Source organism: Paenibacillus sp. RC67 (genome assembly GCF_030020805.1).
In the GTDB taxonomy this organism is placed as follows: Bacteria; Bacillota; Bacilli; order Paenibacillales; family NBRC-103111; genus Paenibacillus_S.
In genome coordinates, this window is record NZ_CP125098.1 from 577,420 (window position 1) to 595,000 (window position 17,581).

Annotated in this window: 17 protein-coding genes (1 of these 17 cut by a window edge); 14 read left to right on the top strand and 3 right to left on the bottom strand. The window is 46.6% G+C overall.

Features of this window, described 5'->3' with window-relative positions:
- Window positions 1–201 precede the first annotated feature (201 nt).
- From QMA13_RS02665 to folE, 7 genes are all read left to right on the top strand, one after another.
- On the top strand, window positions 202–762 hold the full coding sequence (locus QMA13_RS02665; RefSeq protein ID WP_282939364.1) for a DUF402 domain-containing protein: 561 nt from the start codon (window positions 202–204) through the stop codon (window positions 760–762).
- A gap of 1 nt (window position 763) precedes the next feature.
- Window positions 764–1,360 carry a signal peptidase I gene (lepB, locus tag QMA13_RS02670; protein WP_282939366.1) on the top strand — a complete coding sequence of 199 codons (597 nt, stop codon included), beginning with the start codon at window positions 764–766 and terminating at the stop codon, window positions 1,358–1,360.
- 37 nt (window positions 1,361–1,397) lie between these two features.
- Window positions 1,398–2,567 carry a tRNA epoxyqueuosine(34) reductase QueG gene (gene queG / locus QMA13_RS02675; protein WP_481858199.1) on the top strand — a complete coding sequence of 390 codons (1,170 nt, stop codon included), beginning with the start codon at window positions 1,398–1,400 and terminating at the stop codon, window positions 2,565–2,567.
- Complete coding sequence (locus tag QMA13_RS02680) at window positions 2,539–3,060, top strand: methylated-DNA--[protein]-cysteine S-methyltransferase (protein ID WP_282939369.1); 522 nt, start codon at window positions 2,539–2,541, stop codon at window positions 3,058–3,060. The genes queG and QMA13_RS02680 overlap by 29 nt, the downstream gene beginning before the upstream one ends.
- A gap of 346 nt (window positions 3,061–3,406) precedes the next feature.
- Window positions 3,407–4,441 (top strand): HD-GYP domain-containing protein, encoded by a 1,035-nt coding sequence (locus QMA13_RS02685; protein WP_282939370.1) that lies wholly within the window; start codon window positions 3,407–3,409, stop codon window positions 4,439–4,441.
- A gap of 89 nt (window positions 4,442–4,530) precedes the next feature.
- The gene (locus tag QMA13_RS02690) at window positions 4,531–4,761 is read left to right on the top strand and encodes a YneF family protein (RefSeq protein ID WP_282939372.1); all 231 of its coding nucleotides are present in this window, start codon (window positions 4,531–4,533) and stop codon (window positions 4,759–4,761) included.
- Window positions 4,762–4,904: 143 nt separating this feature from the next.
- The gene (folE, locus tag QMA13_RS02695; protein WP_282939374.1) at window positions 4,905–5,495 is read left to right on the top strand and encodes a GTP cyclohydrolase I FolE; all 591 of its coding nucleotides are present in this window, start codon (window positions 4,905–4,907) and stop codon (window positions 5,493–5,495) included.
- Between the two features lie 70 nt (window positions 5,496–5,565).
- Here folE and QMA13_RS02700 read toward each other — a convergent pair whose 3' ends face one another.
- Window positions 5,566–6,591 (bottom strand): alpha/beta hydrolase, encoded by a 1,026-nt coding sequence (locus QMA13_RS02700; protein WP_282939376.1) that lies wholly within the window; start codon window positions 6,589–6,591, stop codon window positions 5,566–5,568.
- Window positions 6,592–6,957: 366 nt separating this feature from the next.
- Here QMA13_RS02700 and QMA13_RS02705 point away from each other — a divergent pair, with 366 nt between their 5' ends.
- The gene (locus QMA13_RS02705; protein WP_282939378.1) at window positions 6,958–7,161 is read left to right on the top strand and encodes a hypothetical protein; all 204 of its coding nucleotides are present in this window, start codon (window positions 6,958–6,960) and stop codon (window positions 7,159–7,161) included.
- Between the two features lie 180 nt (window positions 7,162–7,341).
- Complete coding sequence (locus tag QMA13_RS02710) at window positions 7,342–8,085, top strand: IclR family transcriptional regulator (protein WP_282939380.1); 744 nt, start codon at window positions 7,342–7,344, stop codon at window positions 8,083–8,085.
- A 97-nt stretch (window positions 8,086–8,182) separates the two neighbouring features.
- Here QMA13_RS02710 and QMA13_RS02715 read toward each other — a convergent pair whose 3' ends face one another.
- Together QMA13_RS02715 and acnA are read right to left on the bottom strand one after the other, a co-directional pair.
- Window positions 8,183–9,937: a methyl-accepting chemotaxis protein gene (locus QMA13_RS02715; protein WP_282939382.1), complete on the bottom strand. Its 1,755-nt coding sequence runs from the start codon at window positions 9,935–9,937 to the stop codon at window positions 8,183–8,185.
- A 187-nt stretch (window positions 9,938–10,124) separates the two neighbouring features.
- The gene (gene acnA, locus QMA13_RS02720) at window positions 10,125–12,830 is read right to left on the bottom strand and encodes an aconitate hydratase AcnA (RefSeq protein ID WP_282939384.1); all 2,706 of its coding nucleotides are present in this window, start codon (window positions 12,828–12,830) and stop codon (window positions 10,125–10,127) included.
- A 440-nt stretch (window positions 12,831–13,270) separates the two neighbouring features.
- Here acnA and QMA13_RS02725 point away from each other — a divergent pair, with 440 nt between their 5' ends.
- The 5 genes from QMA13_RS02725 to fabI all read left to right on the top strand — a co-directional run.
- Complete coding sequence (locus QMA13_RS02725) at window positions 13,271–14,290, top strand: amidase domain-containing protein (protein ID WP_282939386.1); 1,020 nt, start codon at window positions 13,271–13,273, stop codon at window positions 14,288–14,290.
- 67 nt (window positions 14,291–14,357) lie between these two features.
- On the top strand, window positions 14,358–15,509 hold the full coding sequence (locus QMA13_RS02730; RefSeq protein WP_282939388.1) for a D-alanine--D-alanine ligase: 1,152 nt from the start codon (window positions 14,358–14,360) through the stop codon (window positions 15,507–15,509).
- Window positions 15,510–15,556: 47 nt separating this feature from the next.
- On the top strand, window positions 15,557–15,877 hold the full coding sequence (locus QMA13_RS02735) for a hypothetical protein (RefSeq protein WP_282939390.1): 321 nt from the start codon (window positions 15,557–15,559) through the stop codon (window positions 15,875–15,877).
- Window positions 15,878–16,081: 204 nt separating this feature from the next.
- Complete coding sequence (gene uvsE, locus QMA13_RS02740; RefSeq protein ID WP_282939391.1) at window positions 16,082–17,068, top strand: UV DNA damage repair endonuclease UvsE; 987 nt, start codon at window positions 16,082–16,084, stop codon at window positions 17,066–17,068.
- A 193-nt stretch (window positions 17,069–17,261) separates the two neighbouring features.
- On the top strand, window positions 17,262–17,581 hold the 5' portion of the coding sequence (gene fabI / locus QMA13_RS02745; protein ID WP_282939392.1) for an enoyl-ACP reductase FabI. It continues 451 nt past the right edge of the window; the window shows 320 of its 771 coding nt (coding positions 1–320); the start codon lies at window positions 17,262–17,264; its stop codon lies beyond the right edge, outside the window.

Sequence of the window (17,581 nt, forward strand, 5' to 3'; positions counted from 1 at the left end):
TTGTTTTTATGAAGCCGTTGGTATAGACGGTTTTCAGCAGGCAACTAAGGGAACCGATCTCCATTTGAGGGAAGGCTCTTGAAAGCCGTCGAACATAAGTTTATGCTATAACAAAGATTGCTTTCATGACGAACATCCGGTGAATTTCGGTTTTGAAGGACATCGGTCGACCGTACGTTAAAATAGAAGGGTTTGGACCTCATGGCGACATTTTCTTCCTATATAATAAAAAGCTTCAAGCATGATGGGCATTTGCATCGGACATGGCTGGAAAATGCGCGTGTACCCGAATCTCTTCTTCATGAACCGCATAAAACGGAGTCGATGTTGGTCCTTATCAACAGCCAGACCAAGATTATTGAAGCGGATGGGAAGGAATGGGTCAGCCGCATTCCGGGAGTATCTTTTTTCATTCCGAAGCAGTGGTTTAATGTTGTTGCATTACTTGAGGATTCCGGTGTGCGCTACTACTGCAACATCGCTTCTCCTCCTTATGTTAACGGCAACGTCATCACTTATATAGACTATGATCTGGACGTCATACGGATGCCTGGAGGCGCCGTGCATATTGTAGACCAAGAAGAGTATGAACGGCATAAAATTTGCTATCATTACTCCTCTATTGTAGATGCTAAAGTCAAACAAGGGCTTCAGGATTTGCTGCTGCGAATCCAACAAGGCCAAGCGCCTTTTCATGAGGAATGGGTGCTTGATTACTATCGCCAATGGGAAAAGTGGAAGGATGAAGGAACGGAGGCGTAGCATGGGCTTGTTCTCTCAGAAAAAGACGGAGCATGAGATGGCTGGCGATTCGTTATCGGTCGACCATTCTGCCGGATTCTTAGCCGAAGTCTGGGAATGGATGAAATCCGTTGTTGTGGCACTGCTCATAGTTCTGCTGATCCATCAATATGGATTTCATCTTTCCACGGTAAAAGGCGCATCGATGCAGCCTACCATAGAGGAAGGCGAGTGGCTGTTTATCAATAAAACGATTCTTTGGATCGGCAGCCCCAAACGGGGTGATGTCGTTGTCGTAAGAGAGCCGGACGGAATTGATTCGGAGCACCAGTATTTAGTAAAAAGAGTTGTAGCCGTTGCAGGCGATGAAGTATATATCAAGCAAGGTAAGTTATTCGTGAACGGTGAAGAGTCGGAAGAGGCTTATACGGACACGCTGATAGAAGACGGCCGATTCGATCCGTATAAGGTGGAAGTTGGGCATGTTTTCGTCATGGGGGACAACCGCCATCGCCATGCGAGCTATGACAGCCGCAGCTTTGGGGCTGTTTCTTTGAATCAGGTGGAGGGACGAGCGGAATGGATCGTATGGCCTCTAGCCAAATGGAAGTACCTATAACCTGTGATAGACAGCAAAAGAGGTGAGACCAATGCCGATGGACGCGGCAGAGTGGAGCAACATGGACTGGCATCAGCTGAAGCGTGACATGCAGGAGGCAGCGTCGCATCTTGGCATTGATAAAATTGGCATCGCAAGTGCGGAGCCCTTTGTCGAATTAAAAACGATTTTGCTTAAGCATAGGGAGCAAGGCTTCGAGTCCGGCTTTGAGGAGCCAGACATTGAGAAGCGTACGGAGCCTTCTTTAACCTTGGCCGGGCCCCGTTCGATTATTTCAATTGCGGTAGCGTACCCCTCCAAACTTCCGTATGTTCCAAGATCGGAGCCAGGAGCGTACAGAGGGATGCTATCCCGCTCTGCTTGGGGGATGGACTATCACCATGTACTGCGCAATCGGCTCCAGCGGCTGGAGGCATGGATTCGTGAGCGGGTTCCTGACGTCAGAATGGAGAGCATGGTAGATACCGGCGTTCTGGTGGACCGGGCTGTAGCAGAGCGTGCCGGAATAGGCTGGAGCGGTAAAAATTGCTCCATTATTACCCCTGAATTCGGTTCATGGGTATACTTGGGCGACATAATAACGAACCTGCCGCTGCCGCCGGATTCACCGGTTACCGAAAGCTGCGGAGATTGTACGCTCTGTATCGATGCTTGCCCTACGGGAGCGCTTGTCGGTCCGGGGCAATTGAACTCGCAGCTGTGCATCTCCTTCATAACGCAGACCAAAGGGCATGTAGAAGACGACTCGATCAAGGAGAAGATCGGCAACCGGCTGTACGGCTGTGATACTTGCCAAATCGTATGTCCGAAGAATAAAGGAAAGAATTGGAACCATCATCCGGAGTTCCAGCCGGATCCTGAACAGGCGAAGCCGCTTTTGCTTCCGCTGCTTGAAATAAGCAATCGTGAGTTCAAGGAGCGGTTCGGTACAAGCGCGGCCTCATGGCGCGGTAAGAAGCCGATCCAGCGCAATGCAATTTTTGCGTTGGGCCATTTCAAGGAGCAGGAGGCTGTTCCTGTTCTGAGCCGTCTCCTGCAGCGGGACGAACGCCCTGAGATTCGAGGAGCAGCGGCATGGGCACTCGGCCGTATAGGTGGCGATGCGGCACATGAAGCTGTATCGCATGCATTGGAGCGGGAACAAGATGAGGTTGTCTTAAAGGAGTTGAATAAAGCCTATGTCCGACTTGAACATAAACTACATTGAAATCCAATCGCCAATTGGGCCTCTAGTGTTGGCAGCAGAAGGTGGAGGACTTTGCCATATTGAATTCGGTACATTTGCTGATGTGGAGCCGAAGCTGAAGAAGTGGTCCGAACGGTGGTACGGGACAACACAGTGGAAGGGAACCTATACACCTGTGCTGACAGAAACGGTGCATCAGCTGGAGCAATATTTTGCAGGAGACCGGACTGTATTCGAAATTCCATTGGATTTACGTGGAACTCCGTTTCAAGTGAAGGTCTGGGAAGCGTTAACGCGAATCCCTTATGGCCGAGTATGTTCTTACAAGGATATCGGACAAGCCATTCAATCCGAGAAAGCCGTACGCGCAGTAGGCGGTGCTAATAACCGCAATCCTGTCCCGATTATCGTTCCCTGCCATCGCGTCATTGGCGCAGACGGCTCCTTGGTCGGGTATGGTGGCGGGTTGAATGTGAAAATACATCTACTGCAGCATGAAGGCTATGCGGTATAATGAAAGAAAGTTTTCTGATGGGAAACTTTTAAACCCTAGTTGAAGAAGGTTTTCTTACGGAAAACGGAGTTTTTCAGAGAACCTGTTTTCTTCGGGAAATATGCTATATAGGGAGGTGAGGTGTGCCTCGGAAGAGTTTACGTCCGCCTTTGAAACCTGTGAATATACCACTAAAGTCTAATCAAATTCAAGGGTTTCAACAGCGGATGGAGGGGCATACCTCACCGGATTATACTAGCAATATTTCAAGTTTTACAGGTTTTCGACACTCTAAAGTTTTCCTACGGAAAACTCAGTCTACGCTTACGAAGAAAGTTTTCCTTCGGAAAACTCTTAGGAGAGAACAATGAGATACATACATATCGACAGCATCGAGCCGGGACAGTATTTAGGCAGGACGATTTTTTCGGGAAATGGTGCCATCCTGCTATCCGAGGGCGTACAGCTCACGGTATACATGATCACGACCTTAAAAAGAATCGGCGTCACAATGCTCTATATCAAAGATCCGCAGTTTGAAGATGTCGAAATTGTCGACATGGTTTCGGAAGAAACGAAGCGTGCCGTCATGCAAAGAATGGGCGAAACGTTCGATTCGATCCGTTCGGGAAAAGAAGTGAATACACGTGCTATCAACGGCAGCATTGACAATCTGCTTGATGAAATCATGAAGAACAAAGAGGTACTGATCCAGCTGTCCGATATCAGAACCAAGGATAACGAAATGTATGTGCACGCGCTTAACGTATGCATGATGTCCGTCTTAATCGGCATTCATATGGGGCTGCCTAGCCAGCAATTGCGCGAACTGGCGATCGGGGCTATGCTTCACGATATCGGTAAAATCGAAGCGATTGCCGATGACGAATCGGAAGATTTGCGCAAGCATCATACATGGCGCGGATTTGAGATGCTGAAGAACAAACGTGAATTAAGTCTGCTCATCGCTCACGTAGCCTTTCAGCATCATGAGAGAATGGATGGAGAGGGCACACCGAGACAGCTTCCGGGAGATCAAATCCATCTCTATGCGAAGATTGCCGCTGTTGCGAATACTTACGACAATTTGTTGTTCGATGTATCTAAGGGACGCCGAATGCTGCCGCATGAAGCGTGTGAGCATATGATGGTTCTTGCAGGCACCCAACTGGACCGCGAAATTGTCATCCACTTTTTGCGTACCGTATCCGTATACCCTACCGGAGCGTCTGTGAAGCTTTCCAATAAGGAAACTGGAGTTGTCGTAGGACAACATCGCGGGCTGCCTGGTCGTCCAGTTATTCGCGTGGTCAAATCGGATATGGCGGACCGTGAGCTGGATGTCAAAGAGGTAGACTTGGCTAAATATACAACCGTTTTTATTGACCAGGTCCTTATGTAGTCAATGAGAGGATAAAATATGTATTTGTATGAATGCCTAGTATTTGCTATTATGGACAATGATAACTTCCTTATGAGGTGAAAGCAACGATGTGGTGGAACTATGTTATTCCAATTGTAACTTTAATTGTAGGGGCTGTGGGGGGATTTTTCGCCGGGGTCTACTATTTGCGCAGACAGCTAGAAAGCATGCAGAATAACCCGCAAATGCTTCAAGAAATGGCTAAAAAAATGGGCTACAACATGAATAAACAACAGCTGCAAAAAGCTCAGCAAATGATGAAAAACCAGAATTTTGCAGGCAAGACCAAAAGAAAGTAACAAGAGGGCTTATTGAAGCCCTGGCACTTATGCTCATTTTACTATACACAGAATACAGATGAGAGCGAGATGTACAAGCACTAAGGAATATCTTACGGAGCAAGCTTCGCAAACAGCGAGGCTCTTAAGGAGGGTAAACAAGCATGCCGGCAAAAGAATACAAAAACACCCGAGTTTCAGAAAACCGGGCGTTAGTAGAAGGTCACATCCGTGAAATATTGCGTCTGATCGGTGAAGACGTCGATCGCGAAGGACTGCTCGATACCCCCGCTAGGGTAACCCGGATGTACGAGGAAATTTTCGCAGGTTATGAAGCCGATTACAAAGACATTCTCGGCGTAGCGTTTGATGAGAAGCACGAAGAGCTTGTTATTGTAAAAGATATCGTGTATTACAGCCAATGTGAGCATCACATGGCTCCGTTCTTCGGAAAAATTCATATCGGCTATGTGCCTAGCGGCAGAATCGCCGGACTTAGCAAGTTCGCTCGACTTGTTGAGGCCATCACCCGCAGATTGCAGGTGCAGGAGCGCATTACATCGGAAATAGCGGACATCATCGATGAGGAGCTGGCTCCTCATGGCTGCATGGTAGTCGTTGAAGGGGAACACTTGTGCATGTGTGCCCGCGGCGTCAAGAAACCAGGCAGCAAGACGGTCACTTCGGCAGTTCGCGGATTGTTCCGCAAGGACCCTGCAGCTCGCGCTGAGTTTCTATCGCTTCTTAAACAATAATACCCTTAAATCACAAACCCCCTCCTTGCTGTCAATATCGCAAGTGAGGGGGTTTTTATTATACTTCAGCTTATTTTTGCATAGCCTGCAATTGGTCATGAGAGGAGGATAAGGTCCTTAAGAAGCCCATGGTAAGGCTTAAATACGTTTTGGGATGCGCCCTGTAGATCAATTCATGACTATCTTGGGGTAATAACCACAATTGAGAGCCGGAATTTCGCGGCTGGTTATTAAAAATTTCTTGAGCCATTTCATAGGGTGCCTTCAAGTCTTGCTTGCCGTGAATAAAGAAAATAGGGATATTGTACTTTGTTTCTTTTACCTGATTGTATGGAATTTGATTAAGGCTCACCCCGTTAATTAACGGGAAAAATAAATAGACGAGCGGCTGAGTAGGAAACTTCGGCAGATCGGCAACCTGCTTCATGTTGTGATATACCGTATCAGGCTCTAGTATGAACGTGCTGTCCAGAATCATTCCATCGATGTCGTCGCTTAGCAAAGCAGCTTGCAAGGCGGTTCCCGCTCCCATAGAGAAGCCCCACACATACACCTGCTCAGCTCCGTGCTCTCTTGCATATTTAACGGCACCGAGCAGCTCCTGAGATTCACGAATGCCCCCGGTTACACTTTCTTTAGGCTGTACAAAACCATAATCAAACATAAGGACATTATAATTTTGTTGGTGCAGCTCTTTGGCTAAATCATAGAGAGGGACCCATATTTCTTCACGGTTTCCGCCGTACCCATGAGAGAAAACTACCGTTTTGGTAGAGGCTTTAGACCCGACTGCAGGAATATACCATCCGTCGAGAACGGAGCTGCCGTTAAGACTTGGAAACTGAATATCCTGATAGGAAACGCCAATAGTGGCGGCTGGGTTGGATCGCAGCGGATCAATATGCGGTCGTGCCAATGTCCAAGCAATATAGGCATGAAAAGCCATGACCAAGCTAACAAAGAGAAGCAGAACCGAAAGAAGAATAATCAAGATGCTTTTGACCCTGCGTTTGGCAATGGAGGGCTGCTTGACAGCGATTTCAATTTGAGCGGCAGTAGTAGTTATAGGAACAGGAGACATAGGGTTCGGTTCCATCGAAATCCCTCCTTTGTAGACTAAGATGACTTGGGTGATGAGTAACTCATTTGCCATATGGAGAAATAGATGGACATTCATGATTTTACTCTTATTTATATAGTAAAATGGGAACGCTATGACCGTCAATCGCCCGCGAAAAATGTAAACTAGCTGTAATATGGATGTAACAATAGCAACGATAATTTTCATCATATTGGTTAATATGATAAATATTTCATGATATTTAACGTCTGTAAACCCTACGCGAAAGATTGGATTACTTGAACCGTTATCGTCCTAAAGCTTGTTTGTATGAATACAATATAACAATCATTAGCAAATGGGGGAGAAATGGTGAAGCGGACAACAGCGAAGAAGGTAGGAATGACGTTATATTGCTTATTAATGCTTAGTATTCCATTAATCATCTATTGTCTGATTCAGGAGTGGCTGCTGCAAGGAACCATTCTGGTTGTTGTTATGTTTGCCATTTTTATGGGGATGCTGTGGTTGTCGGAATATGAAGATAAGAATGAAGATGCTAGGGATAAGAATACCGCTCGAATACGTTCGACAAATAGGTATTAATCATGCATGATGAACAGTCTTGAGTAATTGGTTCAAGGCTGTTTTTTTTAGGAGTATGAACATTTCCTTATTGGAATTCTGTAATGGATGAATTATATACTTTACGATACGAAGGGATATGAGTTATACTATACGTAACTAAGTTTCATCAAGTGAAACCGAAAGATGAGGGAATAGCAGATGGAAGATGGCAAATTAACGGTACGCGCGGTAGAGCGCGCGTTGGATATATTGCTTTGCTTTGCAGATTCGTCGGATTTGAGCTTAACGGAAATTGCATCACGTGTATCTCTGCATAAGAGCACGGTACATAGGCTTTTGGCTTCCTTGGAAGGCAAGGGCTTCATTATCCGTGATCCGTCCTCGGAAAAGTATCGGCTTGGCTTCCGCATATGGGAGTTATCCGCCAATTTGACGCATAGCGATGATCCTGCACAAATCTTCTTGCCGGAAATGGAACGGCTTCGTGACCAGCTCGACGAGACGATCAGCCTCTATGTCAGCGATCGTTTGGAGCGTGTGCGTGTACAAGCTGTACAGAGCAACCAGGCTATTCGTCGTGTCGCTCCTATCGGTGCCAGAATGCCGCTGTATGTCGGCGCTTCGAGTAAGATTCTGGTTGCCTTTGCAGAACCTGATGCCCAGGAGGCACTGCTTACAAGCCCGGGATGGCCGACCGGTCTGGATCAAAAAGCTTTTATGCAGCAGTTGGAGGAAGCTAAGATGCTCGGCTTCGCAACGAGTGTTGAAGAGCGGGAACCTGGTGCTGCGGCGGTCGCTGTTCCTATCTTGAATGGCGCCCATCGTCTGGTTGCCGCGCTTGCGGTAAGCGGACCATCCAATCGGCTCACTGTGGAGAAGATGAAGGAGCATGCGCCGGTTCTTATGGAAGCCGCTCGACGCATGGGGAAGATGGTTATATAAATGAAAAAACGCAGCAGGCGGTGGATAGGCTTCCATCGGCTGCTGCGTTTTTTTATTTTTGGGGAAATCTTTACAAGCCCCAATCTCCGAAGGGAGATTACTTGGTATGATTCAATTTAAACTGGCTTACGGAGTCCGCCAAATCCTGCGCTATTTTACTTAAGGCATGGGCTGAAGACGCGATTTCATCGACAGAGGCTAACTGCTCCTCCGTTGATGCAGCAACCGCTTGGGAAGTTGCTGCTGCGTGTCTGGCGATGCTGCCCATTTCGGTAACAGACGCCGACACCTCTTCCGAACTTGCCGCCATCTGCTGCGCGGCAGCGGCGACTTCTTGAATTTTCTCTGAAACCATTTGAGATGCTTGAACAATACGCTGGAACTTTTGATTGGCGCCTTGCACCGCATCCATGCCTCCGTGAACTTCTGCCAAGCTTTTGTTCATCGTGCCGACAGCTTTCAATGTATCCGTCTGTATTTGCTCAATAATGCTGCTGATTTCCTGAACGGATCTCGTGGATTGCTCCGCTAATTTTTTTACTTCCCCGGCAACAACAGCAAATCCGCGCCCGTGCTCACCGGCTCTTGCTGATTCTATAGCGGCATTAAGGGCCAGAAGGCCGGTCTGAGCCGCAATATCTCCAATAAGGCTAACAATATTCCCAATGCTATCGGAATGCTGTGCAAGCTGTTTAATGTCCTCTCCAGCCTGGCCTACGGATTCGCTGATTGTTTCCATTCGCAGAATGACGTCTTTAATCGATTGATTGCCCTGATCTGCTTGATGCGATGCCTCGAGAGACAATTCGGACACCTCCGAACTTGTTTCTGCAATGCGTTGAATGCCGCCAGCCATTTCTTCCATAGCCCGGCTGGATTCCTCTCCGCTCTGTACCTGATTCTCGGCGTCGTGAGCGACTTCTTGAATGGATGAGGCAATATGCTTGCTCGCTTGTGCGCTTTGCTCCGAGCTTGCTAATAGCTGCTCTGAAGAGGCTGCAACGATAGAGGAAGTATCCTGAATGTTCAGAATGGTTCCTTTAAGATTATCGACCATCAGGTTTAAAGAAGAGACCAGCAATCCGATTTCATCTTTATTTTTTATATGTACTTTCTCCATGGTCAGATCGCCGCTTGATATTTTTTGCAGCTGTGCGGAAACGAGCCGTACCGGCTTGGAAATATTTCGTGTAATGACAAAGGCCAACCCGGCTCCTAATAAAACAGATAAAACAATGATCGCTAGAGAACCGTTTAGGGCCGAACTATAGATAGCTTGGCTCTCATTTTTAGCCTGTATGGCACCGTCATGATTGAGCTTGACTAGAAGATCTATTTTTTCTTGCATTTTTGAGTACTGCTCCTGGGACTTAGCGATGATAGCATTGATTTCATCTCCTCTTTTCCCGGAACCCGTAATAAGATTAACTTCAGATGAGAGGTTTATAGCATCATTATAAACCTTGCGATAATTTTTCCACTCGTTCTCCAGGGAGTCGAACAGCTTTTGATCCTCCTCACTGACGAAGCTAGTACGGTACCGAGCGAAAGCTTGATCAATGGACTCGAAGGATTGGTCCGATTTTTGAATGAGCTGCGTTTTTTGTTTGGAATCCGGTTCGCTCATAATGGCGAACTGCGAGGAGAGTACATGCTCCGTCAAAAAGTTAATATTATTAATCGTTTCTACGCCTTCAAGCCATGAATTTGTAATTTCATCCGTTTTGTTTTGTACCAGCGCCATTTTATTCAAGCCTGTGAATCCCATTACCATTAAAAGGGCTAGCATCAGGGCAAAAGAGAGGTATAGCTTTTTGCCTACGGATAGAGCTAGCGTTTTTTTCAGCCACATATGTTTCGATCTCCTCTGGTGTCTAATATGTAAAAAATACATTCACTATTATATCGACCGTTTTAGATGGATAATGAATAAATCTTATAAAATTTAGGCAGAGGTCCTCCATTGTTGAGGGGCTGAAATTAGCACGCAAAAAAAGCCCCGAAGGGGGCTTTTTCCTGTAGCTAAATTAGGCTGAGACTTAAGCCATGATTTGACGCAATACAGTTTGCAGAATACCGCCGTTACGGTAGTAGTCTACATCCACCATGCTGTCCAGACGAACGCTAACTTCGAAGGAGAAGCTGCTTCCATCTTCACGTGTAGCTGTTACAGTGACACTTTGTCCTGGTTGTACATCGTTGTTCAAGCCAGAGATGTCAAAAGTTTCAGTACCTGTGATACCGAGCGTTTTCCATCCTTGACCTTCATGGAATTGAAGCGGCAATACGCCCATGCCCACGAGGTTGGAACGGTGAATACGTTCGAAGCTTTCTGCGATAACGGCTTTAACGCCAAGCAGGAATGTACCTTTAGCAGCCCAGTCACGGGAGCTTCCAGTTCCATACTCTTTACCAGCGATAACAACAAGGTTAGTGCCTTGTTCTTGATATTTCATGGAAGCATCATAGATGGATTCCACTTCACCCGTTGGCAGGTAAGTTGTTACGCCACCCTCGGTACCAGGAGCCACTTGGTTACGAATACGGATGTTCGCGAATGTACCGCGCATCATCACGTCATGGTTACCACGGCGGGAACCGTAGGAGTTGAAATCTTCTTTCTTCACGCCATGCTCGATCAAGAATTTACCAGCAGGGCTATCCGCTTTGATGTTACCAGCAGGGGAGATATGGTCCGTAGTTACGGAATCTGCCAGCAATGCCAGGGTTCTTGCACCTTTGATGTCAGAGACATCGGAGATACCTGCACCCAAGTTTTCGAAGAACGGAGGATTAGCGATATAAGTGGATTTTTCATCCCACTCGTACAGCTCGCCTTCCGGTACGTCGATCGCATTCCAACGCTCGTTAGCACGGAATACGTTGGAGTATTTATCACGGTAAATCTCAGGGCTCATTGCAGTAGAGATCGCTTCTTGGATCTCATCTTTAGATGGCCAAATATCTTTCAAGTAAACCGGTTGGTTAGCTTGGTCGTATCCGATTGGATCGTTAGCCAGGTCGATGTTCACCGTTCCTGCCAAAGCATAAGCAACAACTAGCGGCGGGGAAGCCAGGTAGTTAGCTTTTACTTGAGCGTGAACGCGGCCTTCGAAGTTACGGTTACCGGACAATACAGCCGCTACCGTCATATCGTTGTCGGCAATTGCTTGACCTACTTCATCAGGCAATGGACCGGAGTTACCGATACAGGTTGCACAGCCATAGCCTGCTACGTGGAAGCCCAAAGCTTCAAGAGATTCCAGCAAGCCTGCATTTTTCAAGTACTCAGTAACAACAAGGGAACCTGGAGTCAAGCTGCTTTTTACGTAAGCTGGTTTTTTCAAACCGCGAGCTACCGCTTTTTTAGCAACAAGACCTGCTCCTAGCATAACGCTTGGGTTGGAAGTGTTCGTACAGCTTGTGATAGCTGCGATAACAACAGCGCCAGTACCCATTTTAGTTACTTCGCCGCTTGGATGTTTAACGTCAACCACTTCTGCGATTTTTTCGTCGCTTAAGCCGTATCCGCCTTTTTCAATTGGCGTGCGAACGATTGAGTTGAACGATTCCTTCATAGCTGTCAGCTCTACGCGGTCTTGAGGACGCTTAGGACCTGCCAAGCTAGGTACAACGGAGGAAAGGTCAAGTTCGATTTTATCGGAAAATACAGGATCTGGCGTTTCGTCCGTACGGAACATGCCTTGTGCTTTATAGTAAGCTTCAACCAAAGCGATTTGATCTTCTTCGCGGCCAGTACCTCTCAAGTAGTTCAAGGACTCGGAGTCAACTGGGAAGAAACCGACGGTTGCGCCATACTCAGGAGCCATGTTAGCTACTGTAGCACGGTCAGCCAAGCTGATGTTGCTTAGTCCTGGGCCGTAGAACTCAACGAATTTACCTACAACGCCTTTTTTACGAAGCATTTGAGTAACTGTCAGAGCCAAGTCAGTTGCTGTTGCGCCTTCTGGCAATGTTCCTGTCAATTTGAAGCCGATAACTTCAGGTGTTACGAAGTATAGAGGTTGACCAAGCATACCTGCTTCTGCCTCGATACCGCCAACGCCCCAACCTACGATACCAAGACCGTTGATCATGGTGGTGTGGGAGTCCGTACCTACGAGAGAGTCAGGATATACTTCTGTTTCGCCGTCTACAACTTTGGTAGCTGCTACGGAAGCCAGGTACTCCAAGTTTACTTGGTGAACGATACCTGTTGAAGGAGGGACAGCACGGAAGTTATCGAATGCTGTTTGCGCCCAACGCAAGAAACGGTAGCGCTCTTCGTTACGTTCGAATTCAATGTTGATGTTCGTGTCCAAAGCGCTTGGAGTACCGAATGCATCAACCATAACGGAGTGGTCGATAACCAAGTCAACTGGTACCAGTGGGTTAATCCGTTTAGGATCTCCGCCGGATTTTTTCATTGTGTCTCTCATTGCTGCCAAGTCAACGACAACCGGTACGCCGGTGAAATCTTGAAGAACGATACGTGCAGGAATGAAAGGAATTTCTTTCTCTTCACGCTCTTTCGCCCAGTTTGCAATTTGCTTAACATGCTCAGGAGTGATAGCTCTTCCGTCGAATTGGCGGACTGCTGCTTCCAGAAGCACTTTAATGGAGAATGGAAGTTGGGAGATGTTGCCAAGGCCTTGCTCTTCAAGTCCAGGCAGGCTGTAGTATTGGTATGTTTTACCTTTTACGTCAAGCGCTTTGCGGACCGAATAATGGTCTTTTTTAGCCATGAGTGTTATTCCTCCTTAGGTAGTTAAAAGTAAGCTGAAACCAAGAATGTTTCACTTGATGAAACGTGATTTCATAATTGCTATACATTAAGTATACATGCTGAAAGGCCCTACGTAAAGGTCAAATTCAATCATTTTTGGCACCAATTGCTCATATATTGAGAGTGATAAACAGGTGCGTCAGAGCATGTCCCTCCTGTCTTTTGGATAACTATTCAAAGCACTAGGCTTGTTGTTGTTCATACCGGGGCAGCCTCCAAAAAATGGAATGTCTAAATGCCATAATATCTTCCAATACCTCTATCTGGAGATCCCTAAATGGTTAGCTTAGACACCTACTCGATCTTAAGCTACACGTGAGGTAATAGCTCTAGCTCTTATGGTTTGCTCTAGTCCGGTGGATTTCAGTCAGCCATTACATATAAATGGAGGTAGCCCGCATGTCATGGAAAACAACGCTCTATGATTATGTTCATCACAAAAATCAGATGGATATGGATTATTCTGTTGAGCCATTGATGCCTTTTGTAATCGATAGAGCCTATTTGCAGGCTCAGATTAAGAGGTTGGCTCGAACGGCGCATTTGGACCAGGACCGGAACTTTTTTTATGTCAAAAGCGAAACCCGCCTCTCCATTTTGCATGCTGAAGAGCAAGCGGGGAAAGTCATTGCGAATGTAAGGCTTCGCCGAACCTCGATCGGTTCCATTGGAACCCGGGATCATGAGGAACAACGGATAGAATACGAGCAGGTTCACCTTGAAGAAATGGATGGCAAATGGTACATAGTTAACATTGAATCGCTGCGCTCGGAACCGTTCTTTCCTAATTTATCGATTCAAGACGGTTTCCATGAACCTGAGGAATATTTCGCCGATCATGGGGGAACGAAATCACTATCTATTCCTTATTTGAATTATAATATCCTTCCTTATCTGGAGCCGGGAGCTAGAAAATCAGTCTACGATAGAGCCAAAGCCGTACAATATGCCGACACGTGGTGGGACAAAGGAAACCCTGCCTACATTGAATTTGAAGTCGACTGCAGCAACTATATATCCCAGTGCCTCTTTGCAGGCGGGGCACCAATGCACTATACTGGGAAAAGGGATGCTGGATGGTGGTACAAAGGCCGTTACAACGGTCAAGAGCATTGGAGCTATAGCTGGGCAGTCGCACACGGATTGCAGCGCTATTTAATGATCAATCGCAACGGTCTCGCTGCCGAGGAAGTGCCTCAAGCCGAAATGCTGGAGCTTGGGGACGTTATAAGCTATGACTGGGATGGCAACGGACGCTACCAGCACAGCACGATTGTCACGGCTAAGGACGAGAACGGCATGCCGTTGGTGAATGCCCATACCACGAACAGTTTCCACCGTTATTGGAGCTACAAAGATTCAGTAGCCTGGACGGAACGGACCCAATACAAGTTTCTTCATATTGCCGATCTCCTGTAAACGATATTGTTCCTCGAGATTAGCAATTTTACTATGCATTGAATGACATATCCATTCGGAGGTTATTATGAAAGACAAAATTCGCGTTGGCTTAGTTTACGGAGGAAAGTCGGGGGAGCACGAAGTATCCCTACTGACAGCGATGGCCGTAATCCAAGCATTCGATATGAACAAATACGAAATTCAACCTTTTTACATAACAAAGCAGGGAGAATGGCGCTCCGGGCCAATGCTCAACGGACCCGTTCCGAACGTTGCAGCACTGACCTTTCAGGATGGGGCGGAGCAAGCCCAGTCCTTCGCGCTCCAACCGTTCTTCGCCTCTCTTCAGCCTGGAGACAAGGCAGCGATAAGCTCTGTTGCATCGGCTTCACCAGCAGTTGGCGGATCATCGCAACAAATCGATGTCGTTCTTCCGCTGCTTCACGGTACCTTTGGCGAAGACGGAACGATTCAAGGGCTGTTGGAAATGGCCAATATCGCCTATGCTGGAGCAGGCGTACTAGCTTCTTCCGTTGGCATGGACAAAATCATGATGAAAAAAGTGTTTGCCCAAGAAGGATTGCCTCAATGTGTGTTCCGTCATTTCACGAAAACTCAATGGGAAAAGGACCAAGCGTTCTTTTTAATGGAAATCGAAATCTCGATCGGCTATCCTTGTTTCGTTAAACCTGCTAATCTTGGTTCCAGCGTAGGCATCAGTAAAGCCCAAAACCGTGATGAACTGATTGCAGCTATCCAGACAGCGTTCCAGTTCGACCGCAAAGTAATTGTTGAGGAAAACATTGACGCACGTGAAGTCGAAGTGGCAGTGCTGGGTAACGATGATCCTAAAGCATCGGTTGTAGGCGAAATCGTCTCGTCCAATGAATTTTATGATTATAAAGCCAAATATATTGATGGAAAATCATCCATGGTCATTCCAGCAGAAATTCCGCAGGAGCTATCGGATCATATCCGTGAACTCGCTATCCGCGCTTTTCAGGCTGTTGATGGGTCAGGCTTGTCCCGTGTAGATTTCTTCTTAAGGAAAGAAGACAATCTTGTATATATTAATGAAATCAATACGATGCCTGGTTTTACTCCGTACAGTATGTACCCTCTGTTGTGGAAAGAGACTGGCAAATCCTATAGGCAGCTGCTGGACGATCTCATTACGTTGGCATTGCAGCGGCACGCAGAGAAACAACGGCTGCAGTATTCTTTTGACGTAGAATAAGTATGCTAAGCAATATTATCATTTATCCTTGAACAGGAGGGCCACGTATGGGATTTCAAACTGAATTCAATTCTGTCTGCAAATTCAAATCCGATCAGGAGCTGTATGAGCTTTTGGAGTACGGTCGGGGCAAAATGGTTAAGAGCGGATTTCGCGTATTTCCAACGGGACAGATGGTCATTGCTTATTCACCTGAGAATAAAGCCATTGCTATCGTAAAAATCGTAGCGTCCATCGCGGAGATCAACTTTCAAGGTGAGGAAGTTACTCAAGTCGAAATGGAGCTTGTTCGCAGATTAACGGAGGAAGAAGCAAGAGTTCAAACCGCTTTGGCTCACGAAATGTTTTTTGGCCTGAATCATCCATAATCTATACTGTAATAGGAACATCTTTCCTTTAATGAGGAGAGATGTTTTTCTTTTTGGACAAAGAGGTAACTGTCTCATGATAAGTTCATTCAAGAGAAAACATGCTGCCAAAAATGGGTCAAGCCGTCAACCTCATAGCTCCTCCGAGTTAAGGGCAACCTAGCTTGTAGCTTGAATTCATTCCCAAGGAGCGTGAATAGGCTCATGATCGTTCGTCTTGGCTATGTTGCCATGTCGATGCTCGTATCCAATGCGTCCCCTTCCAAGACCATGACGGCCACAAATTTCAATAAGCTGGGGGATAAGGCAGCTGCGATTCGCAAGCTGGAACGCATTGCCATGGAAAATATCCATAATACGCTCAGATTACTAAAACATAACCGCGCTTATGATATCGCTATGTATCGATGCTCCTCTAAACTAATTCCTCTCATTGGTCATGAGTCGCTTGAGGGCTGGGACCCGATGCCGGTGCTGAGGGACAGCTTTATTGAACTCGGAAGCTATGCTCGTGAGCATGCTATGCGACTCAGTTTTCATCCGGATCATTTTACGGTGTTAAGTACCCCGAGAGAGGTAGTGCTTCACAACTCCTTAGCTGATTTGGATCGACATGTCGGGATGCTGGAGGCTATGGGACTGGATGAGTCGGCTAAATGCAACATACATGTAGGAGGCACCTACGGCAATAAAGCAACGGCATCGAAGCGATTTATAGAAAGATTCACTAACCTTACCGATCGGATTCGCCATAGAATTACGTTGGAAAATGATGATAAAACCTTCACCGCCTTAGAGACACTGCAAATATGCGAAGAAGTGGGAGCACCCATGGTGCTGGATATCCACCATCATCAGGTGAATCATGAAGAGGGGAAGGGGAATGCTGCTGAGCTTTGGCCGCGCATTTTGCAAACATGGCGTAATGAAAAAGCACAGGGTTCCGATCAACCACTGCCACCCAAAATCCATGTGTCCAGTCCGAAGAACGACAAAGATCCTCGAAGTCATGCCGACTTTATTGATGCGCCGGCGCTGCTAGCTTTTCTGAGATCCATAGCTCCTCTTACTCCGAGGTTGGATGTTATGATCGAGGCCAAGAAGAAAGATGAGGCTCTATTTAAACTTATGAAGGATCTAAGTCAACAAGCAGAGGTTACTGTGTTAAACCAAGCATCCTTTGAGATTTGATGCACTCTTTATAGTAAGTAGGTAAGAACTGCTCCCCTAAGTGAACTCAAGACAAATTGATGCAAAACGATGAGATGGTTATTTTAAGTTTCAGACAATGGTTTTCTCTTGAAATATTAGGAAAAATGGGGTACTTTGAGAAAGAAGTAAGGTTGACAAGCCTCATTTTATTAAGAGAGGGGACTTTTGTTGTATGACTCAACTATTGGACGGTAAAAATATACTGATTATGGGGGTTGCCAACGATCGAAGTATTGCTTGGGCTATCGCCCAGTCTTTGGCGGCGCAAGGAGCGCGTCTGGCTTTTACCTTTGAAAATGAAAGAGTAGAAGAGCGTGTACGCAAACTGGCGGATACGATTCCTAATTCCGTCGTATTGCCTTGCAATGTGACAGTGGATGCTGAGATCGATACTCTTGCTTCTGCAGTGAGAGAGCATTTTGGTGTACTTCACGGGCTTGTACATAGTATTGCATTTGCTAAAACCGAGGAGCTCGAAGGCTTGTTCGTTGG

Excerpts from the sequence above, each read along its gene's own strand:
- QMA13_RS02665 (WP_282939364.1), top strand. The coding sequence starts at position 202 with ATGGCGACATTTTCTTCCTATATAATAAAAAGCTTCAAGCATGATGGG.
- lepB (WP_282939366.1), top strand. The coding sequence starts at position 764 with ATGGGCTTGTTCTCTCAGAAAAAGACGGAGCATGAGATGGCTGGCGAT.
- queG (WP_481858199.1), top strand. The coding sequence starts at position 1,398 with ATGGACGCGGCAGAGTGGAGCAACATGGACTGGCATCAGCTGAAGCGT.
- QMA13_RS02680 (WP_282939369.1), top strand. The coding sequence starts at position 2,539 with ATGTCCGACTTGAACATAAACTACATTGAAATCCAATCGCCAATTGGG.
- QMA13_RS02685 (WP_282939370.1), top strand. The coding sequence starts at position 3,407 with ATGAGATACATACATATCGACAGCATCGAGCCGGGACAGTATTTAGGC.
- QMA13_RS02690 (WP_282939372.1), top strand. The coding sequence starts at position 4,531 with ATGTGGTGGAACTATGTTATTCCAATTGTAACTTTAATTGTAGGGGCT.
- folE (WP_282939374.1), top strand. The coding sequence starts at position 4,905 with ATGCCGGCAAAAGAATACAAAAACACCCGAGTTTCAGAAAACCGGGCG.
- QMA13_RS02700 (WP_282939376.1), bottom strand. The coding sequence starts at position 6,591 with ATGGAACCGAACCCTATGTCTCCTGTTCCTATAACTACTACTGCCGCT.
- QMA13_RS02705 (WP_282939378.1), top strand. The coding sequence starts at position 6,958 with ATGACGTTATATTGCTTATTAATGCTTAGTATTCCATTAATCATCTAT.
- QMA13_RS02710 (WP_282939380.1), top strand. The coding sequence starts at position 7,342 with ATGGAAGATGGCAAATTAACGGTACGCGCGGTAGAGCGCGCGTTGGAT.
- QMA13_RS02715 (WP_282939382.1), bottom strand. The coding sequence starts at position 9,937 with ATGTGGCTGAAAAAAACGCTAGCTCTATCCGTAGGCAAAAAGCTATAC.
- acnA (WP_282939384.1), bottom strand. The coding sequence starts at position 12,830 with ATGGCTAAAAAAGACCATTATTCGGTCCGCAAAGCGCTTGACGTAAAA.
- QMA13_RS02725 (WP_282939386.1), top strand. The coding sequence starts at position 13,271 with ATGTCATGGAAAACAACGCTCTATGATTATGTTCATCACAAAAATCAG.
- QMA13_RS02730 (WP_282939388.1), top strand. The coding sequence starts at position 14,358 with ATGAAAGACAAAATTCGCGTTGGCTTAGTTTACGGAGGAAAGTCGGGG.
- QMA13_RS02735 (WP_282939390.1), top strand. The coding sequence starts at position 15,557 with ATGGGATTTCAAACTGAATTCAATTCTGTCTGCAAATTCAAATCCGAT.
- uvsE (WP_282939391.1), top strand. The coding sequence starts at position 16,082 with ATGATCGTTCGTCTTGGCTATGTTGCCATGTCGATGCTCGTATCCAAT.